Annotated in this window: 13 protein-coding genes and 1 pseudogene; 9 read left to right on the top strand and 5 right to left on the bottom strand. The window is 71.3% G+C overall.

Annotated features, from left to right (window positions below; translation table 11 throughout):
* Window positions 1-115: 115 nt before the first annotated feature.
* The 8 genes from ABZ857_RS41870 (at window position 116) to ABZ857_RS41835 (ending at window position 8,606) form a co-directional block, all read left to right on the top strand.
* Complete coding sequence (locus ABZ857_RS41870; RefSeq protein WP_357055760.1) at window positions 116-880, top strand: hypothetical protein; 765 nt, start codon at window positions 116-118, stop codon at window positions 878-880.
* 129 nt (window positions 881-1,009) lie between these two features.
* Window positions 1,010-2,257: an ABC transporter substrate-binding protein gene (locus ABZ857_RS41865; RefSeq protein ID WP_357055757.1), complete on the top strand. Its 1,248-nt coding sequence runs from the start codon at window positions 1,010-1,012 to the stop codon at window positions 2,255-2,257.
* On the top strand, window positions 2,254-3,198 hold the full coding sequence (locus ABZ857_RS41860) for a sugar ABC transporter permease (protein WP_357055754.1): 945 nt from the start codon (window positions 2,254-2,256) through the stop codon (window positions 3,196-3,198). Before ABZ857_RS41865 ends, ABZ857_RS41860 begins: the two co-directional genes overlap by 4 nt.
* Window positions 3,189-4,037 (top strand): carbohydrate ABC transporter permease, encoded by an 849-nt coding sequence (locus ABZ857_RS41855; protein ID WP_357055751.1) that lies wholly within the window; start codon window positions 3,189-3,191, stop codon window positions 4,035-4,037. The genes ABZ857_RS41860 and ABZ857_RS41855 overlap by 10 nt, the downstream gene beginning before the upstream one ends.
* A gap of 3 nt (window positions 4,038-4,040) precedes the next feature.
* Window positions 4,041-5,384, top strand: coding sequence for a glycoside hydrolase family 13 protein (locus ABZ857_RS41850; protein ID WP_357055748.1), 1,344 nt, complete (start codon window positions 4,041-4,043; stop codon window positions 5,382-5,384).
* A gap of 7 nt (window positions 5,385-5,391) precedes the next feature.
* Window positions 5,392-6,408 carry a LacI family DNA-binding transcriptional regulator gene (locus ABZ857_RS41845; RefSeq protein ID WP_357055745.1) on the top strand — a complete coding sequence of 339 codons (1,017 nt, stop codon included), beginning with the start codon at window positions 5,392-5,394 and terminating at the stop codon, window positions 6,406-6,408.
* A 72-nt stretch (window positions 6,409-6,480) separates the two neighbouring features.
* Window positions 6,481-6,756 carry a hypothetical protein gene (locus tag ABZ857_RS41840; RefSeq protein WP_357055742.1) on the top strand — a complete coding sequence of 92 codons (276 nt, stop codon included), beginning with the start codon at window positions 6,481-6,483 and terminating at the stop codon, window positions 6,754-6,756.
* Complete coding sequence (locus tag ABZ857_RS41835) at window positions 6,753-8,606, top strand: alpha-amylase family glycosyl hydrolase (RefSeq protein ID WP_357055805.1); 1,854 nt, start codon at window positions 6,753-6,755, stop codon at window positions 8,604-8,606. The genes ABZ857_RS41840 and ABZ857_RS41835 overlap by 4 nt, the downstream gene beginning before the upstream one ends.
* Window positions 8,607-8,732: 126 nt before the next feature.
* On the opposite strand, the gene ABZ857_RS41830 is transcribed toward ABZ857_RS41835, so the two are convergent.
* The 4 genes from ABZ857_RS41830 to ABZ857_RS41815 are packed head-to-tail and all read right to left on the bottom strand — an operon-like array spanning window position 8,733 to window position 14,891.
* Window positions 8,733-11,837 carry an AAA family ATPase gene (locus tag ABZ857_RS41830; protein ID WP_357055739.1) on the bottom strand — a complete coding sequence of 1,035 codons (3,105 nt, stop codon included), beginning with the start codon at window positions 11,835-11,837 and terminating at the stop codon, window positions 8,733-8,735.
* 34 nt (window positions 11,838-11,871) lie between these two features.
* Complete coding sequence (locus ABZ857_RS41825) at window positions 11,872-13,026, bottom strand: FAD-dependent monooxygenase (RefSeq protein ID WP_357055736.1); 1,155 nt, start codon at window positions 13,024-13,026, stop codon at window positions 11,872-11,874.
* A complete protein-coding gene (locus ABZ857_RS41820) occupies window positions 12,996-14,279 on the bottom strand; it encodes an NAD(P)-binding domain-containing protein (RefSeq protein ID WP_357055733.1) in 1,284 nt (427 codons plus the stop codon). Before ABZ857_RS41820 ends, ABZ857_RS41825 begins: the two co-directional genes overlap by 31 nt.
* A 24-nt stretch (window positions 14,280-14,303) precedes the next feature.
* A complete protein-coding gene (locus ABZ857_RS41815; protein WP_357055730.1) occupies window positions 14,304-14,891 on the bottom strand; it encodes an OsmC family protein in 588 nt (195 codons plus the stop codon).
* 314 nt (window positions 14,892-15,205) lie between these two features.
* Here ABZ857_RS41815 and ABZ857_RS41810 point away from each other — a divergent pair, with 314 nt between their 5' ends.
* Window positions 15,206-15,448, top strand: coding sequence for a hypothetical protein (locus tag ABZ857_RS41810; RefSeq protein ID WP_357055727.1), 243 nt, complete (start codon window positions 15,206-15,208; stop codon window positions 15,446-15,448).
* Window positions 15,449-15,487: 39 nt separating this feature from the next.
* On the opposite strand, the pseudogene ABZ857_RS41805 reads toward ABZ857_RS41810, so the two are convergent.
* Window positions 15,488-15,814, bottom strand: a pseudogene (locus ABZ857_RS41805) (helix-turn-helix transcriptional regulator); the annotation flags it as partial.
* Between the last annotated feature and the right edge of the window lie 94 nt (window positions 15,815-15,908).

The raw sequence follows: 15,908 nt of genomic DNA, 5'->3' as shown, positions 1-15,908 counted from the left end.
CCGCTTGACACGCGTGCGCTGCCTCGCGAAGTCTTCAGGAGCAGGTGTCGCGACCTCGGCGGTCACAGGGGCTGCGCGGGCTGAAACGTCGACTCTTCACGAAGGGATGACGTGGATGCACCGCATGCTGCGGCGGCTGGACGACCTCGCCGCACACCTGGCCACGCGCGGGGACGCGCTGGCGCTGCTCGGCCTCGGCTCGGCCGGCGTGGAGCACGACCGGCTCGACGAGCACTCCGACCTGGACTTCTTCGTCGTCGTCGAGGGCGCCGCCAAGCCCCGCTATCTGGAGTCCATCGACTGGCTGCAGGGGTCCTGTCCGGTGGCGTACAGCTTCGTGAACCACCCCAACGGGCGCAAGGCGCTCTTCGCCGACGGGATCTTCGTCGAGTACGCGGTCCTCACACTCGACGAACTGGCCCGGCTCCCCTTCCAGGGCGCGCGCGTCGTCTGGCAGCGCGAGGACGTGACCGGCGACCTCGCGGGATACGGGAGGCCACCCGCCGGCCCGCCGTACGACACGGTCGAGCTCCACCTGAACGAGGCTCTGACCAACCTCTATGTCGGCCTGCATCGCGAGTTGCGCGGCGAGCGGCTGACCGGGGCCCGCTTCATCCAGTCGTTCGCCGTCGACCGGGTGATCGCTTTGCTGCGCCTGACAACCGTCCGGGCGCACGACCGCCGTGACCCTTTCGAACCGAGCCGGCGCGTGGAGCAGGCGTACTCGCCGGATGTGTTGCCGCTGGCCGAGATGGTCCCCGGATACGAGCGCAACAGGCAGGCTGCCACGGTCACCCTGAACTGGCTGGAGCAGCGGTTCGCCGTCGACCCTGTCATCGCCGACGCCATCCGAAGGCTCCTGTCCGACCTCCGCCAGTGAGCCTTCTGCGGACGTTACGAGAAGTCAACCCGGTGATTTCGGCGGTCGTGGCCGAAGGGGTCTTGACACCCCTCAGGTAACCGATTATTAACACGTGTTAGAAACTCGTTAACCCCCCTTGGAGGCCCGATGAGGCCCACACATTTCTTTCCTCTGGCCCTGACCGCTCTCCTGGCGATCACCGCCTGTGGATCCACCGGCACGAGCACCCCGACGGGGAACACCACGGAGCTGACCGTCTGGCACTACTGGGACGGCAACAACGCCCAGGTCTTCGAGCGGCTGGCCAAGGACTACGAGCGGGCCCATCCCCGGATCGCGCTCAAGATCGTGACCGTCCCCGGCGCCGATCTGCTCACCAAGCTGCAGACCGCCGCCGCCAGCCGCACCCTTCCCGACGTCGCGATCGGCGACCTGGTGTGGGTCCCGCGCCTGGCCGCGACGGGGCGGCTCGCCGATCTCAAGCCGCACATTCCGGCCTCCACCTGGAACGACATCTATCCCGAGATGCTGAAGTTCGGCTCGTCCGGTGGTAAGCAACTGTCCATCCCCGTCTCCGCCAACACGCTGGCGACGATGATCAATACCGACCTCTACGCGAAGGCCGGACTCGACCCCGCCAAACCGCCGAAGACGTGGGAGGAGCTGTCGGCGGCGGCCGCCACCATCAAGGACAAGACAGGCAAGCCCGGGTTCGAGCTGTACACCCAGCCAGGTGACAGCGGCGAAGGCGTGACCTGGAACTTCCAGGTCAACCTCTGGCAGGCCGGCGGCGAGTTCCTGACCCCCGACAACACCAAGGCGGCGTTCAACTCCGAGGCGGGCCGCAAGGCGCTCGGCTTCTGGGTCGACCTGATCCGCGAGGGCGCCAGCCCGCTAGGGCCGTGGGGCGCGTTCGAGAAGGGGGCCGCCGCCTCCGCGCAGGAAGGCTCGTGGATGGTCGGCATCTGGAAGGACAAGCCGCCGTTCCCGTTCGCCGCCGCCCCCATTCCGTACCCCGCGGACGGCGAACCGGCCACGAACATGGGCGGTGAGCAGGCGGTCGTCTTCTCCACCTCACCGCACGTCAAGGACGCGGCGGCCTTCCTCGGCTGGTTCTCCGACCAGAGCCTGGGCTGGAGCAAGGCCACCGGCTTCCTGCCCACCCGCCGGTCGGTGGCTGGCGGCGCCGACTATCTCGGCTCGCTCGACCCGCTGATGAAACCGTTCGTGGAGGCGCTGCCCACCGCCCGCGCCCGCCCGGCCACCCCCCTCTACCCGAAGGTGTCGATGGCCTTCGCCAAGGAGGTCGAGCAGGCCGTTCACGGAAAGAAGACGGTCGACGCGGCGCTCGCCGACGCCGAGCGCGAGGTCAACGCGATCCTGGCGGCGGGATGACGAGCATGCCGCAGGTCCGGGTGCCCGCTTCGCGGGGCGGGCGCCTGTCCCTCGCCCAGAGAGCCCAGAGAGTCCGGAGAGCCCGGCGAGCCCGGAGAGGAGGCGACGGCTGGGCCGCGGCGCTGTGCCTGGCTCCCGCGCTGACGGTGATCGGCCTGTTCGTGGTCTATCCGATCGTCGCGACGGGGCGGCTCAGCCTCACGACCTGGGACGGCGCCAGCCCCGAGCAGGTGTTCGCGGGGCTGGCCAACTACGTGCGGATGGCCGGCGATCCCGAGTTCCGCAACTCGCTCCTCGTGACCGTCCTGTACGGACTGGGCGTCACGGTGCTCGGCGTGGCCTCCGGTCTGGGCCTGGCCGTGCTGCTCAACGCGCCGCTGAGGGGGCTGGCGCTCTACCGAGGGATCTTCTTCCTTCCGGTGGTCACCTCGTCCATCGCGGTGGCGACGGTGTGGAAGTACCTGTTCGGACAGGACGGACCCATGGGCGGGCTGACCGGGCTCAACTGGCTGGGCGATCCGTACCTGGCGCTGCTGTCGCTGACCCTGCTGACCGTGTGGAAGCAGCTCGGCCTCAACGTCGTGCTCTATCTGACCGCACTGCAGGCGATTCCGCCGCAGTTGTACGAGGCCGCCGCGCTGGACGGGGCCGGCGGCTGGCAGCGGTTGCGGCGGATCACCGTCCCGCTGCTCGCGCCGATGACGTTCTTCGTGATCATCGAGGGCCTGATCGCGACGTTCCAGGGGTTCGACCTGGTCTACGCGCTCACCCAGGGCGGCCCGCTGGGCGGCACCGAGGTCCTCGGGTTCCTGGTCTACCGCACGGCGTTCTCCTCCGGCGAGTTCGGTTATGCCGCGACGATCGCGTACGCCGGTTTCGCCCTGGTCTTCGGGCTGAGCTGGCTGCAGTGGCGGCTGGGAGGGCGGTCGCAGTGGTCCTGACCGCACGGCACGTTCGCCCGCGCCGTCCCCGCCGCCGCGACGTTCCGCGGCACGCGGTCCTGCTCGCCGCGTCCGTCGTCGTGGTCGCGCCGTTCTGCTGGATGGTGACGACCTCGCTCAAGCAGTTCCCACACGTCAACCAGCCGCCGTTCCTGTGGCCGGGCGAGTTCGAATGGGGCAACTACGCGGAGGCGATGAGCGCGGCGCCCTTCGCCCGCTACTACCTCAACACCGCCGTGATGACGCTGGGCATCGTGGCCGGGCACCTCGTGCTGGACACCCTGGCCGCGTACGCCCTGGCGCGGCTGCGCTTCCCGGGCCGCAATGCGATCTTCCTGGCACTGGTCGCCACGATGCTCGTGCCGACCTTCCTGACCATGCTGCCCGCCTTCGACCTGGTCGTACGGCTCGGCTGGTATGACAGCTGGACCGGCCTGATCGTGCCTCGGCTGGCGGACGCGTTCGGCATCGTCGTCCTGCGGGCGTACATGCAGACGATCCCCGTCGAGCTGGAGCAGGCCGCCCGCGTGGACGGGGCGGGCCGGCTGCGCGTCCTGTTGCGGGTGATCGTGCCGTTGTGCCGTCCCGCGCTCGCCACCGTCGCCGTGTTCAGCTTCCTGTTCGGCTGGAACGACTTCCTGTGGCCGCTGCTGGTCACGTCCGACGACGACGCCCGCACGATCCAGCTCGGGCTGGCCGTCTTCACCGGCAAGTACAGCCCCTATCCCCAACTGCTGATGGCCGGCACGGTGGTCGCCGCGATCCCCGCCGTCGGCGTGTTCCTCGTGTTGCAGAAGGCACTGGTGCGCGGACTGGCCGCGACCGGAGTGAAGGAGTAGCCCGTGGACTGGGTCCGCGACGCGGTTTTCTACCAGATCTTTCCCGACCGGTTCGCCAACGGCGACCCGTCCCTCGACCCGCCCGGGGTCGAACCCTGGGGCGGGCCGCCGACCCGGACCAACTTCTTCGGCGGTGACCTCGCGGGCGTGCGGGGCCGGCTCGGCCACCTGCGCGACCTCGGCGTGACCGCGCTCTACCTCACCCCGATCTTCACCGCGGGCACGAACCACCGCTACGACACCATCGACTACTTCGGCATCGATCCCGCCCTGGGCGACGAGGAGACCTTCGCCGGTCTGGTCGAGGACGCGCACGCCCACGACATCCGGGTGGTCCTGGACGCGGTGTTCCACCACTGCGGCGACGGACATCCGGCCTTCCGGGACGTGGTGGAGAAGGGGGCCGCCTCGCCGTACGTGAACTGGTTCTCCGTCCAGGAGTTCCCGGTCAGGGCGGACCCGGAGCCGAACTACCTCACCTGCAGCGGGTGCGCCTACCTGCCGAAGCTCAACGTGTGCAATCCCGAGGTGCGCGACCATCTGTTCGCCGCCGTGGAGAAGTGGAGCCGCACGGGCATCGACGGGTGGCGGCTCGACGTGCCGTACATGATGGAGAACCTGCCGTTCTGGCGGCAGTTCCGGCGGCTCGTGAAGGGCATCGACGAGGACCTCTACATCGTGGCCGAGGTGTGGGAGGCGGCCACGGACTGGACCCGCGGCGACACCTCCGACGGCGCGATGAACTACCGGCTGCGCGACGCGATCCTCGGCTTCGTCACCGACCACCGGCTCGGCGGCGAGTGGCTGGCCGCCGAGCTCGGCGCGATCGACCGCGAGATCGGGCCGGAGGCGAAGGGGCTCATGCTGAACCTGCTCGGCAGCCACGACACCGAACGCGTACGGACCCGCTGCGGCGGCGAGCCGGAGGCCACGAGGTTCGCGTTCGGACTGCTCATGGCCGCCGAGGGCGCACCCATGATCTACTACGGGGACGAGGTCGGCATGCGCGGCTTCAACGACCCCGACTGCCGCAGGTGCATGACCTGGTCGGAGAAGGATTGGGACCACGAGCAGCTGGCCTGGCTGAAGACGCTGACCCGGCTTCGCCGCGACCACGTGGCGCTGCGCCGGGGGTCGGAATCCACCGTGCTGGCCGGGGAGAATGTGATTGTCCGGGCCCGCGTCCACCCGGACGAGACCGTGCTCGTCCTGGCCAACCGGGGCAACGCGGCCGAAACGCTGCCGGCCGGCACCGGCACCGGCCGCGACCTGATCACCGGCGAACAGGTCAAGCTGGGCGCCGTTTCCGTACGCCCATGGGAGGTGCGTTTTGTCCGGCCCGACTGAGCCTCGGGTGACATCCAAGGACGTCGCCGCCGCGGCCGGTGTGTCACGGTCAGCGGTGTCCTTCGCCTTCAACGACCCGACCAAGATCTCCGACGCGACCCGGCGGCGGATCCTGGAGGTCGCCGGAGAGCTCGGCTACACGCCCAATCCGGTCGCCCGGATGCTCCAGCAGGGGCGCACCCGGTCCCTTGGGGTGCTGCTGCCCCAGGACCTGCCCCAGGTGATGGAGAACCCCTACTACGCCCAGTTCCTGGTCGGGCTCGGCCAGGTCTGCCATCGCGAGGGCCTGACCCTGCTGCTCACCCCGCCGCTGCGCAACTCCATGCTCAAGGCCATCCCGTACGCCGCGGTGGACGGCTTCGTGGTGTGCGGCCTGGAGACCGACCGCGGCGAGGTGGCCGAGCTCACCCGGCGCGGCATCCCGTTCGTGCTGGTGGACAGCGACCCGCAGGAGGGCGCGCCCAGCGTCGACGTGGACGACCACGCGGGGGCGTACGAGGCCGTGCGGCACCTGCTCGACCTCGGGCACCGTCACATCGCGGTGCTCTCCTTCGACCCCGGCCCCGACAAGGCCGTCTACGGTTACCGCGGCCCCCTCGCCCGTCGCATGAGCGGGGTGGCCGAGGCACTGGCCACCGTCGGCCTCACCTTCGACGACGTCCGGCTGGTCGAGGTGCCCTGCACCCGGCTCGACGGCTACCGCGCCGCCAGGGATCTCATGTTGCTCGACCCCGCCCCGACCGCCATCGTCGCCCTGTCCGACATCCTCGCCATCGGCGCGCTCGACGCCCTGCGCGATCTCGACGTCGACGTCCCGGGCGAGGTGTCGGTCACCGGGTTCGACGACCAACCCGAGGCGGTCTGGGTTCGGCCCCGGCTGACCACCGTCCGCCAGCCCATCCAGGCCAAGGGCCGCGTCGCCGGGGACTTCCTGGTCTCCGCGATCCGCGGCGAGACCCAGCATCCCCACCAGACCCTGCACACCGCTCTGATCGTCCGGGAATCCACCGGGCCCATCGCCTGATCTGCGCGTTTCCCCGGCCTCGGCACGTCCGCCGCAGGCCGATGCCGTCATGCCCAGAAAGGGATACGGAAGATGAAACGGTTACCCGTCCTGCTCACCGTGGCCGCCCTGGCGGCCACCTCGCTCACCGGGCTGTCCGGGGGACCGGCCGCCGCCGGAACCTCCCACACCTCCCGAACCTCCGGAACCTCCGGAACCTCACCGGGGCCGCTCGCCGAGGGCGACGTCGTCTACCAGGTGCTGGTCGACCGGTTCTCCAACGGCAGCACCGCCAATGACGACAGCGGCCACGGAGAGTACGACCGACCGATCTCGGCTTCTACCACGGCGGCGACTGGGCCGGGCTGACCGCCAAGCTCGACTACATCAAGAACCTCGGCGCGACCGCGGTCTGGATCTCCCCGGTCTCCGAACAGGAACCACTCAGCCGGGACGGCCAGGAGGCCAGCTACCACGGCTACTTCACCAAGAACTTCGCCACCCCCAACACGCACTTCGGGTCGGCGGCGGAACTGCAGACGCTCATCGACACCGCCCACGCCAAGGGCCTGAAGATGATCCTCGACGTGGTTCCCAACCACACCGCCGACTACCTCGCCGGCACCTCCACCACCTACAGCCCGTCGACGTACAAGCCCGCCGCGCCGTTGGACAACCCCTCCTACTACCACCACAACGGCGACTGCCTGTTCAACGGCACCGAGACGCAGACGCAGATCGAGAACTGCGACCTCGGCGGCCTGGACGACCTCGACCAGTCCAACTCGACCGTGTCCGCCTTCCTGCTCGACACCTACAAGGACTGGGTCGACATGGGATTCGACGGCATCCGCGTCGACGCCGCCCGGTCGGTGCCCAAGAGCTGGCTGCAGACCTTCGAATCCACCATGGGGGTTCCCACCTTCGGCGAGGTGTTCGTCGGCGACGTCGACTACGTCTCGGAGTACCAGGACTACGAGTGGGGCGTGCTCGACTTCCCCTACTTCTTCTCCGTGCGGGACACCCTGGCCGGCGACGGCGACATGAACAATCTCGGCGCCCTGTTCGCGCAGGACAACAAGTACAACAACGCCAACCGCCTCGAGACGTTCATCGACAACCACGACCGGGCGCGGTTCCTGGCCAGGGCCAACGACAACTACCAGCGGCTGCGCGCCGCGCTCACGGTGCTGCTCACCGCGCGTGGCGTCCCGGTCATCTACTACGGCACCGAGCAGGCCGACGACGGCAACGGCAATCCCAACGAGGTGCCGATCGCCAACAAGGACAACCGCAAGGACATGCCGAGCTTCAGCGAGACCTCGACCATCTACAAGCACATCCAGCGCCTCACCGCCGTCAAGGCCGCCTATCCCGCCCTCCGCGTCGGCACCCAGCGGGAGATGTGGAAGGACACCACGGTCTACGCCTTCTCCCGGAGAGTCGACTCCACGGGCGCCGAGGCCGTCACGGCGGTGAGCTCGTCCTGGAACACCCAGACCCGCACGATCCCGCTGCGGGCCGAGAGCACGATCCCTGTCGGCACCGTGCTCACCAACCTCATGGACACCTCCGACACCGTCACCGTCGCCTCCGGAGGGGTCACCGGCAAGCAGATCACGGTGACCCTGGGTGAGCACGGCGCCAAGGTCTACGCCCCCGGAACGCCCGTCTCCTCCTACACCCCGCCCGGCAGGAACATCACGAAGATCCGCGTCCACTCGGGGGTCGCCTCCGGCAACACCCTGTCCATCCGCGGCGACACCGCGCCGTTCAGCTGGACCGCGGGACGGGCCGCCCGAGAGGTCTCCAGCGGAGTCTGGGAGTACGAGTTCGAGCGCATCCCCGCCGGGCAGACCTTCCAGTTCAAACCGCTGGTCAACGACACCTATTTCGCCACGGGAAGCAACTACACCGGGACCGGCGGTGCGACGATCGACATCTACCCGACCTTCCCGACCCTGACCACCATCCGGGTGCACAAGGACGTCGGGTACGGCAACCGCGTCACGCTGCGCGGTTCGGTGTCCCCCTTGTCCTGGTCGGCGGGACAGAACTGCGCCAACAAGGCCGCCGACCTGTGGGTGTGCACGGTCTCCGGGATCTCCTCCGGAACCGCTTTCGACTACAAGCCTCTCATCAACGACACCACCTGGGCCACGGGGTCCAACTACACGACCACGGGCGGCTCAAGCGTGGACGTCTATCCCACGTTCTGAACCTTCCCATCACGACCTCGGAGCGACGGACGAGCGGGACGGGCACCGGCCTGTCCCGCTCCCTGCCGGGACAGCCGCCCGGTCACCGTCAGCGCCAACCCTCGTCCCTTCGCGGTGCTTCCGTGGTCAGGGGGTTCGGGCGGCGGTCCGGCAGCGTTCGGCGTCGAGGGGATGCGAGGACTCCGCGAAGAGGGCCGACGCGCGGGTGAACAGCCGGGCCGCCTCGGCCGGGTCGCCCTCGGCACGGGCCAGGTGGGCGCGGGCCTCCAGCATCGCGGCCTGCCACGCGGTGCCGTCCCACAGGGCCGCGGAGCGCTCGGCGATCTTCAGGTGGCGCCGGGCTTCGGCCAGGTCGCCGGCGCCCGCGCACGCGATCACCGCGGGCACCTCGAACATGACGGTGCAGAAGTGGCAGAAGTCGGACTGGCCGAGCGCGGCCTCGGCGGTGTCCACGACGGCGCGTGCCGCGTCGGGATCGGGGGCGGCCAGGATCATCGTGCCGTACAGACGTTGCAGAAGGTGGTTGGCCAGCAGCGACCAGCGTGCCAGCGGCAGCGCCCGCCGCAGCAGCCGGTCGGCGGCCGGGCGATCATCGCGCGCCAGGCGCACCTCGGCCAGCCGTTGCAGGGAGTGGGCCTCGCCCGTGGTCGCGCCGATCTCCCTGTGCAGGTCGGCGGCGTCGGCCAGCTCCCGCTCGGCGAGGTCCAGATCGCCGTAGAGCAGCGCGGCCTCCCCGATCAGGGCGCCGGCGAACGCCACGGCGCGCAGCGCGCCGGCACGTTCGGCGGTGACGCGCAGGTTGCGGGCCAGCTCGATCACCTCGGGGTACGGGGACGGCCCGTACAGCAGGTACTCGGCCACGCACAGGTGCGAGTCGAAGACCATGGTCGCCAGAGCCGGATCCTTGCGGGTGCGTAACAGTTCGGAGCGGAGCATCTGGCTCCACTCGCCCCGGTTGTGGGTGATGAGACTTTTCAGCGCCGTGAGGTCGGGCTGCTCCCACACGGCCGCCTCCGCCAGTCCCGCGGCGGAGGCGGCCTCCCAGGCGCCGTCCAGGTCACCCGTGAAGTACGCGACGGTGCCCCTGGCCAGGAGAATGGCGGCGTCGGCCGGGCCGCCGTCCGTCTCCAGCCCGTTCAGCGCGGCCGTGGCCGTGTCGAGGTCGCCGTAGTAGACGGCGATGCGGGCCAGTTTCGCGCGCAGCGCGCGGTGCGTGTCCCCGCCGGTGGCCCGGATCGCCTCACGGTAGGCGGTGATCGCCAAGGGGTCGCCGACCGCGGTGAGCAGATCGGCGCGTAACGCCAGCACGCGGGCCTGGTCGGTGCTGGTGGCGACGGCCCGGACCGACTCGACCAGCGCCAGCGCGTCCCGGTACGCGCCCACCGCGGCCTCCGTCTCCGCGGCCCGCAGCACGTACGGGACGGCGGCCTCGAGATCCCCCGCGGCCAGCAGGTGGTGGCCGATCCTGGCGGGCGAGGCGTTCATCGCGACGAGCCGCTGGGCGCAGGCCCGGTGCAGGGCCCTGCCGCGGTGCGGCGGGATGTCGCCGAGCAGCGCGTCGCGGATCAGCGGGTGCCTGAACCGGTAACCGTCCATGGTGCGTTCCACGATCAGCGTCGCGAGCGCCGCGTCCAGGCAGTCGAACGCCTCCTGTTCCTCCAGGCCGGCGAGCGCCAGGAACGTGTCGGTGTCGAACGTGGCTCCGGCGGTCGCGACGTGTTCGAGCACCGCGCGTACCTGTGGCGCCAGCACCGCGAGCACGGCCGAGCCCGCGCCGCGCCCGTCCGCCTGCGGGGTTCCGGCCATACGGGCCAGTTCGGCCGCCGCGAACGGCATGCCGCCCGACAGCTCCCAGATGCGCTCCACCTCGTCCGGGGCGAGGTCGGGCCGTACGGCCCGCGCGAGCGCCGCGGCTTCGGCCCGCTCCAGCGCGCCAAGCGTGATCTCCAGCGTGCCGGCCCGGCTCAACAGGCTGGTGCGCACCTGCTCGAAGGTGTCGGAGACGGGCTGGCGGCGGTGCGCGAGCACCAGGACGAAGCGTTCGTTCAGGCAGCAGCGGGACAGGTAGTGCAGCAGCCGCAGGCTCGCCTCGTCGGCCTCGTGCACGTCGTCCACGGTGAGCAGCAGGCCGGGTCCGGCAGCGGCCAGCCGCACCAGTTCGGCGACGGCCACGAACAACCGCTGGTGTCCGCCGCCGCCGCTCCAGTCCGGTGCGCGTCCGGACAGCGCCTGGTCGATGTCCTTGCGGCACCGGTCGTCCAGGCCGTCGAGCAGGGTCGGATGCCTGCGGCACAGGTCGGCCAGCGCCTCCAGCACCGGCGCGTACGGCCAGGCGCCCTCGATGCGCGAGGCCGCCCCGTGCCCGCTCCGCCATCCGCGGGCCGCGGCCAGGTCGTGCGCCCACTCCAGGAAACGCGACTTGCCCATGCCTGGCGCGCCGGACAGGAACACCGTGCGGCCGCGTCCCCGCGTGGACTCGGCGAACGTGTTGTCCAGCGCGGCGGTCTGGGCGTTTCTGCCCACCAGCGGGCTCGGCGGCGATTGCCCCTGCCGGGTGTCGAGCAGCGAGTTGCGCAGCCGGACGGCCTCCTCACTCGGCCCCACGCCCAGTTCCTGCCTGAGCGCCCTGTCCATGCGCTCGAACTGGCGCAGCGCGGCACGCGGGTCACCGGCCGCGACGAGTTCGCGCATGCGCTCCAGGTGTGCCTCGCCGTCGGTGGGGTCGGACTCCGCCAGCTCCGCCCAGCGCCGTGCCTGGCGGAGCATCCGCAGGTGGCGGAGCCTGAGCCGGTCGCGGATCTCGGCGGTCCACGGCTCGTACTCGTCGCCGGGGAGCAGCGGTCCGGGGTAGGCGTCGGCAGCCTTGCCCGCCGAGTCCGCGTCGCCGGCGTCGAGCGCGTCGGCGACCAGTTCCTGGAAACGCAGGACGTCGACGGTCACCGGGACGTCAGGGAACAGCAGGATCATGTCCCCACGCACCACGATCCCCTCGGGTCCCAGGGAGCGGCGGGCGAAATGAGTGGCCTTGTGCAGGCGTGGCCCGGCCTCGGCCACCGGCAGGTCCGGCCACAGCGCGTTCATCAGCCGCTCGCGGTGCAGCCGGCGGCGCGGCTCCAGCGCGAGGATCTTCACCAGGCTCGCCGCGTACCGCCGATTCCAGGCGGAGGCGGGGACCGGCTCCCCGGAGATCCGGACCGTGAAGTCTCCCAGCAGCGAGATCTCCACCCTCATGGGATCAGTATGCGATCCGGTGACCCGGCGGTCATCATGCGCTGAGCCGCGAAACGGCCTCGATCTCCTCGCTCATCGCGGAGCTGAGGTCGCGCAGCAGCCCACGTATCGACAGGTCGTTCCAGCCGTAGCCGGCGATGCGGTCGACCGCCGCGAACAACGCCGATCCGGCCCTGTCCCGGTCGGCCTGGTAGCCGGCCAGTGCCTCCGGCTCCGGTACGCCGTGCAGGATCCCGGACACCGCCCTGGCGAGCAGGTGGGCGTCGCGCAGCGCGTCGGTCATGCCGTGCGTGCTCAGCGGGTCCAGGAGGTATCCCGCGTCGCCGACCAGTGCCCACCCCGGTCCCCACGCCTGCCGTACGAATCCGGGACGACCGGGGAAGGCCCGCAGGCGGCGCGGTGGCTCGGCCGCGGCGAACCTTCCGTCCGCGCCGCCGGTGGCCGTGGCCAGCAGCCGCCGGTATCCGGCGCGCGGGCCGCCCGCCATCTCACGGGAGAACTCGGCGGAGGGCAGGCCGGCGAACACGCAGACCTCGCCGTCGTTGGTGGGGATCAGGCCCGCAGTCCTGCCGCGCCGGTAGAACCACTCATAACCGGTGGCCTCCAGGCCCTGCCAGTGGCCGTAGACGACCGCGCCCGAGCCGAGCCCTGTGCGCAGGAGCCGCGCGCCGGTCCTGCGGGCCACCAGCGAGCGGGCGCCGTCCGCGCCGACCGTCAGCCAGGAGTGCGCCCGCAGCGCGCCGCCCGAACGCGTGCGTGCCACCACGCCGGTCACCCTGCCGTCCTGGTCGGTGAGGAGGTCGGTGACCGCCGTGCCGAACCGTACGTCGGCGCCCGCCGCCACCGCGGCGTCCACCAGGACCGTGTCCAGCAGGGTGCGCCGGGGCGCGTACAGCGCGTCGACCCCGGCCGCGGGGCGGATCGAGACCGTCACGCTCTCGTCCTCGTAGTGGAAACGGGTCTGCCGGATCGGGGGCGTCCCCGCTGCCGCGATGCGCTCCAGCAGGCCCCACCGGTGCAGCCACACGGCGCCGCCCCGCATGAGCGCGTGGGTGGACAGCGTGTCGGTGCCGCGGGCCGCGCGTTCCAGCACCAGCACGCGCAGCCCGCGCCTGGCGAGCAGCAGAGCGGTGGCCGCGCCTGCGCAGCGCGCGCCGATCACGATGACATCGTGGTGTTGCGGGGACATGGGCAGGCTTCCGTTCGTCGGCTCGCCGCCCGGGAGCGGGCCGGGCGGCGTCGGGTGAGATGGTCGGCGAGGTAGGCGGCGTCGTGCCGGGCACCGTCGATGAACGTGGAGTTGCGGCGGTGCTGGAAACGCAGCCCGAGCGCGTAGAGGCCGGGCGCGGCGGTCACGCCGCGGCGGTGCAGGATCCGGCCGCCGGCGTCCAGGACCGGCACCTCCAGCCACGGATACGCGGGTCGCAGTCCGGTCGCCCAGACGACCGCCGCGAAGCGTCGCAGGCCGAGTTGGAGCGGGCCGGGATCGGGTAGCGCCGCGGCGATGGGATGGGGCTCCGGAGCGCCCGCCGCGTAGGCGTCGATCCGGGCCAGGACACGCCGTAGCCGGGCGTCGGCCGCCGCCGTGACGGCCGCCAGGTCGTCGGCGAAGTACGCGTGTCCCCCCTCGCAGCCCAGCATCCTCCCGGTGAGCAGCGCGCCCTGCTCGTGCAGGGTGTGCAGGTCCAGCGTCCGGCCGGTGCCGCTGAGCTGGAGCGACGGCTCCCTGCGGGCCCGTACGGGGTCGGGCAGCTCGTCGAGCGTACGGTCGAGCGTGCCCACCCGGTCCAGCCACCACAGGATGTCGCGTCCCCGGTACCGGCGCGGCAGGCGGGTGTGGCCACCGACCGCCAGGACCACGGGGCGTCCGGCCCGGAGCAGCTCGTCGGCGATCTGCACGCCTGAGGAGGACGCTCCGACCACGAGCACCGCCCCGCCGGGCAGGTCGGCGGGGCGCCGGTATCGATCAGGGGTGATCTGGACCAGGTCCGCGGGAAGGTCGCGGGCGAATCCCGGCACGGCGGCCCGGACGTGGTAGCCGGTCGCGACGACGTTGGCCGCCGTCCAGGCACCTCGGTCCGTACGCACCAGGTAGCCGCCGGCCGCCTGCCGCACCTGGAGCACCGTGGTCTTCTCCAGGATCGGGGCGGCGAACGAGCGGGCGTAGCCCTCCAGATAGGCCACCAGCTCGGCGGCCGCCATGTACCCGTCCGGCTCGGGCCCCGTGTAGGCCCAGCCGGGCAGCCGGGACATCCAGTTCGGCGTGAGCAGACGGAAGGAGTCCCAGCGCGCGGTGCGCCAGCGCTCGGCCGTCCGCCCCCGCTCCAGGACCAGATGCTCCACGCCGCGCTCGGTCAGGCACCGGCTCATCGCCAGGCCCGCGTGGCCGGCGCCGATGACCACCGTGTTGACCACCGTGTTGACCGCCGTCGTGGTAGGCATGCTTCCGTCCGCTCTCCTGCCGCGTCAGCGGGTGTTCACGTCGATCTGGACGGGCACGCCGTTGGTGAACACGTCGTAGACGGCCGACCGGGCCCGGGACTGCTCGACCAGGCCGCGCAGCACCTCCTCGGGCGCGTCCCCGGAGATCGTGAAGCTCACGCGGATGCCCTGGTAGCCGTTGCGCACCTGGTCGGACAGGCCGAGGACGCCCAGCAGGTCGATGTCGCCCTCGACGGTCGACTCGACCTCGGTGAGCCGTACGCCGCGGGCGGCGGCGATGTTCGCCAGGCCGGAGGTGAGGCAGGCGGCCAGCGCGTGCAGCAGGAACTCGACCGGGGTGGCGCCGTTGCCCGAGCCCACCAGGATCGCCGGGTGGTCGGCGTCGTACACGAAGTCCCCGGTGCGGCTGGTGTCCTCCTGGCCCGCGCCGTAGAAGCCGCGGATGACGGTGCGGTTGTGCGTGCCGGAGATCCAGCGGTTCCTGGCCCGGAACTGGAACCTGGCGATCTCGGGATTGCCGCGCACCGCGTCGATCGTGGCGAACAGGGCGGGCGTGTCCACGCCGTTCAGCGGGCCGCGGCGCGTCTTGTCGTGTGCGAGGTCCGTGCTCATCGTGCTTGTCCTTTCTGCCGCCCTGCCCCGGCGCGGCGGCGCCGCGGAACGTTGGGTCGGTGCGGAGCGACGCCGGGAAAGCTACGAACGGCCCCTTCCCCCGCCCTTCCCTTCGCCTTCCCCCGCCCGGGACGGGCGCGCGACGGGGAGGAAGCCGCGGGGAAGCGCGTCCGGCGACAGTGATCCCCGTCGCGGTGACCGCTTCGGGAAGGAGGGAGGAACACATGCGTGCGGGAATCCACGCGGTCGCCGCTGTGCCGGCCCCAGATCACCTCGGTGACCGTCCGGCCCCGGATTCAGCGATAGGAGGAGATATGAAAAAGCGTCCATTTCTCGTTCGAGCGATCATCGCCGTCGTCGTGGCGATGGGAGTCCTCGGAGGTACTGCGGGAGCCGCCCAGGCCAAGCCCAAGGAATGCCGTGTGTACGCGCAGGCCATGAGGCTCTGGGCGGACCGCGCCCACGAGGAAAGGGTCAACGGCAACTTCGACGGCTGGTCTTTCTACAACGACCTCTACGTCGACGCCTGGTACGCCTCCCAGGATGCCGGCTGCTGAGACGCGGGCGCGTCAAAGACCTCAGGTTTGGCGCGCCCGTCACCGGCGACCAGGCGGCCACGGCCGCGCCGTGGGCCCGGGACCTCGCGAAGAGGTTCCCGGGCCGGGAGGAGGAGCGGGGATGACAGGCGGCACGGCGCCCGGATGCCGTGGGGGTGGGCCGGTCGGCCCCTCGGGAACGGCCGTACCGGTGCGCCGGAACTCGCTCGGGCTGACGCCTCGGATCCGTTTGAACGCCGCGCTGAACGCGAACGCGTCGGAGTAGCCCACGGCGTGGGCGATCTCGGCGACGGTCGCCGTCTCGCGCTCGGCCAGCAGGTCCGCCGCGAGCGTCATGCGCCAGCGGGTGAGGTAGGTCACCGGCGGGGGGGGGCCGCGCGGGGCGGCACCCCGGGGCCGGGGGGGTCGCCCCCCCCCCCCCCGGGCGGGCCGCGGGGGGGCCCGAGCAGGGGGCCGCCCG

Source organism: Microbispora sp. NPDC046933 (assembly GCF_040644635.1).
Lineage (GTDB): Bacteria > Actinomycetota > Actinomycetes > Streptosporangiales > Streptosporangiaceae > Microbispora.
This window is presented reverse-complemented; position numbering and strand designations above follow the sequence as displayed.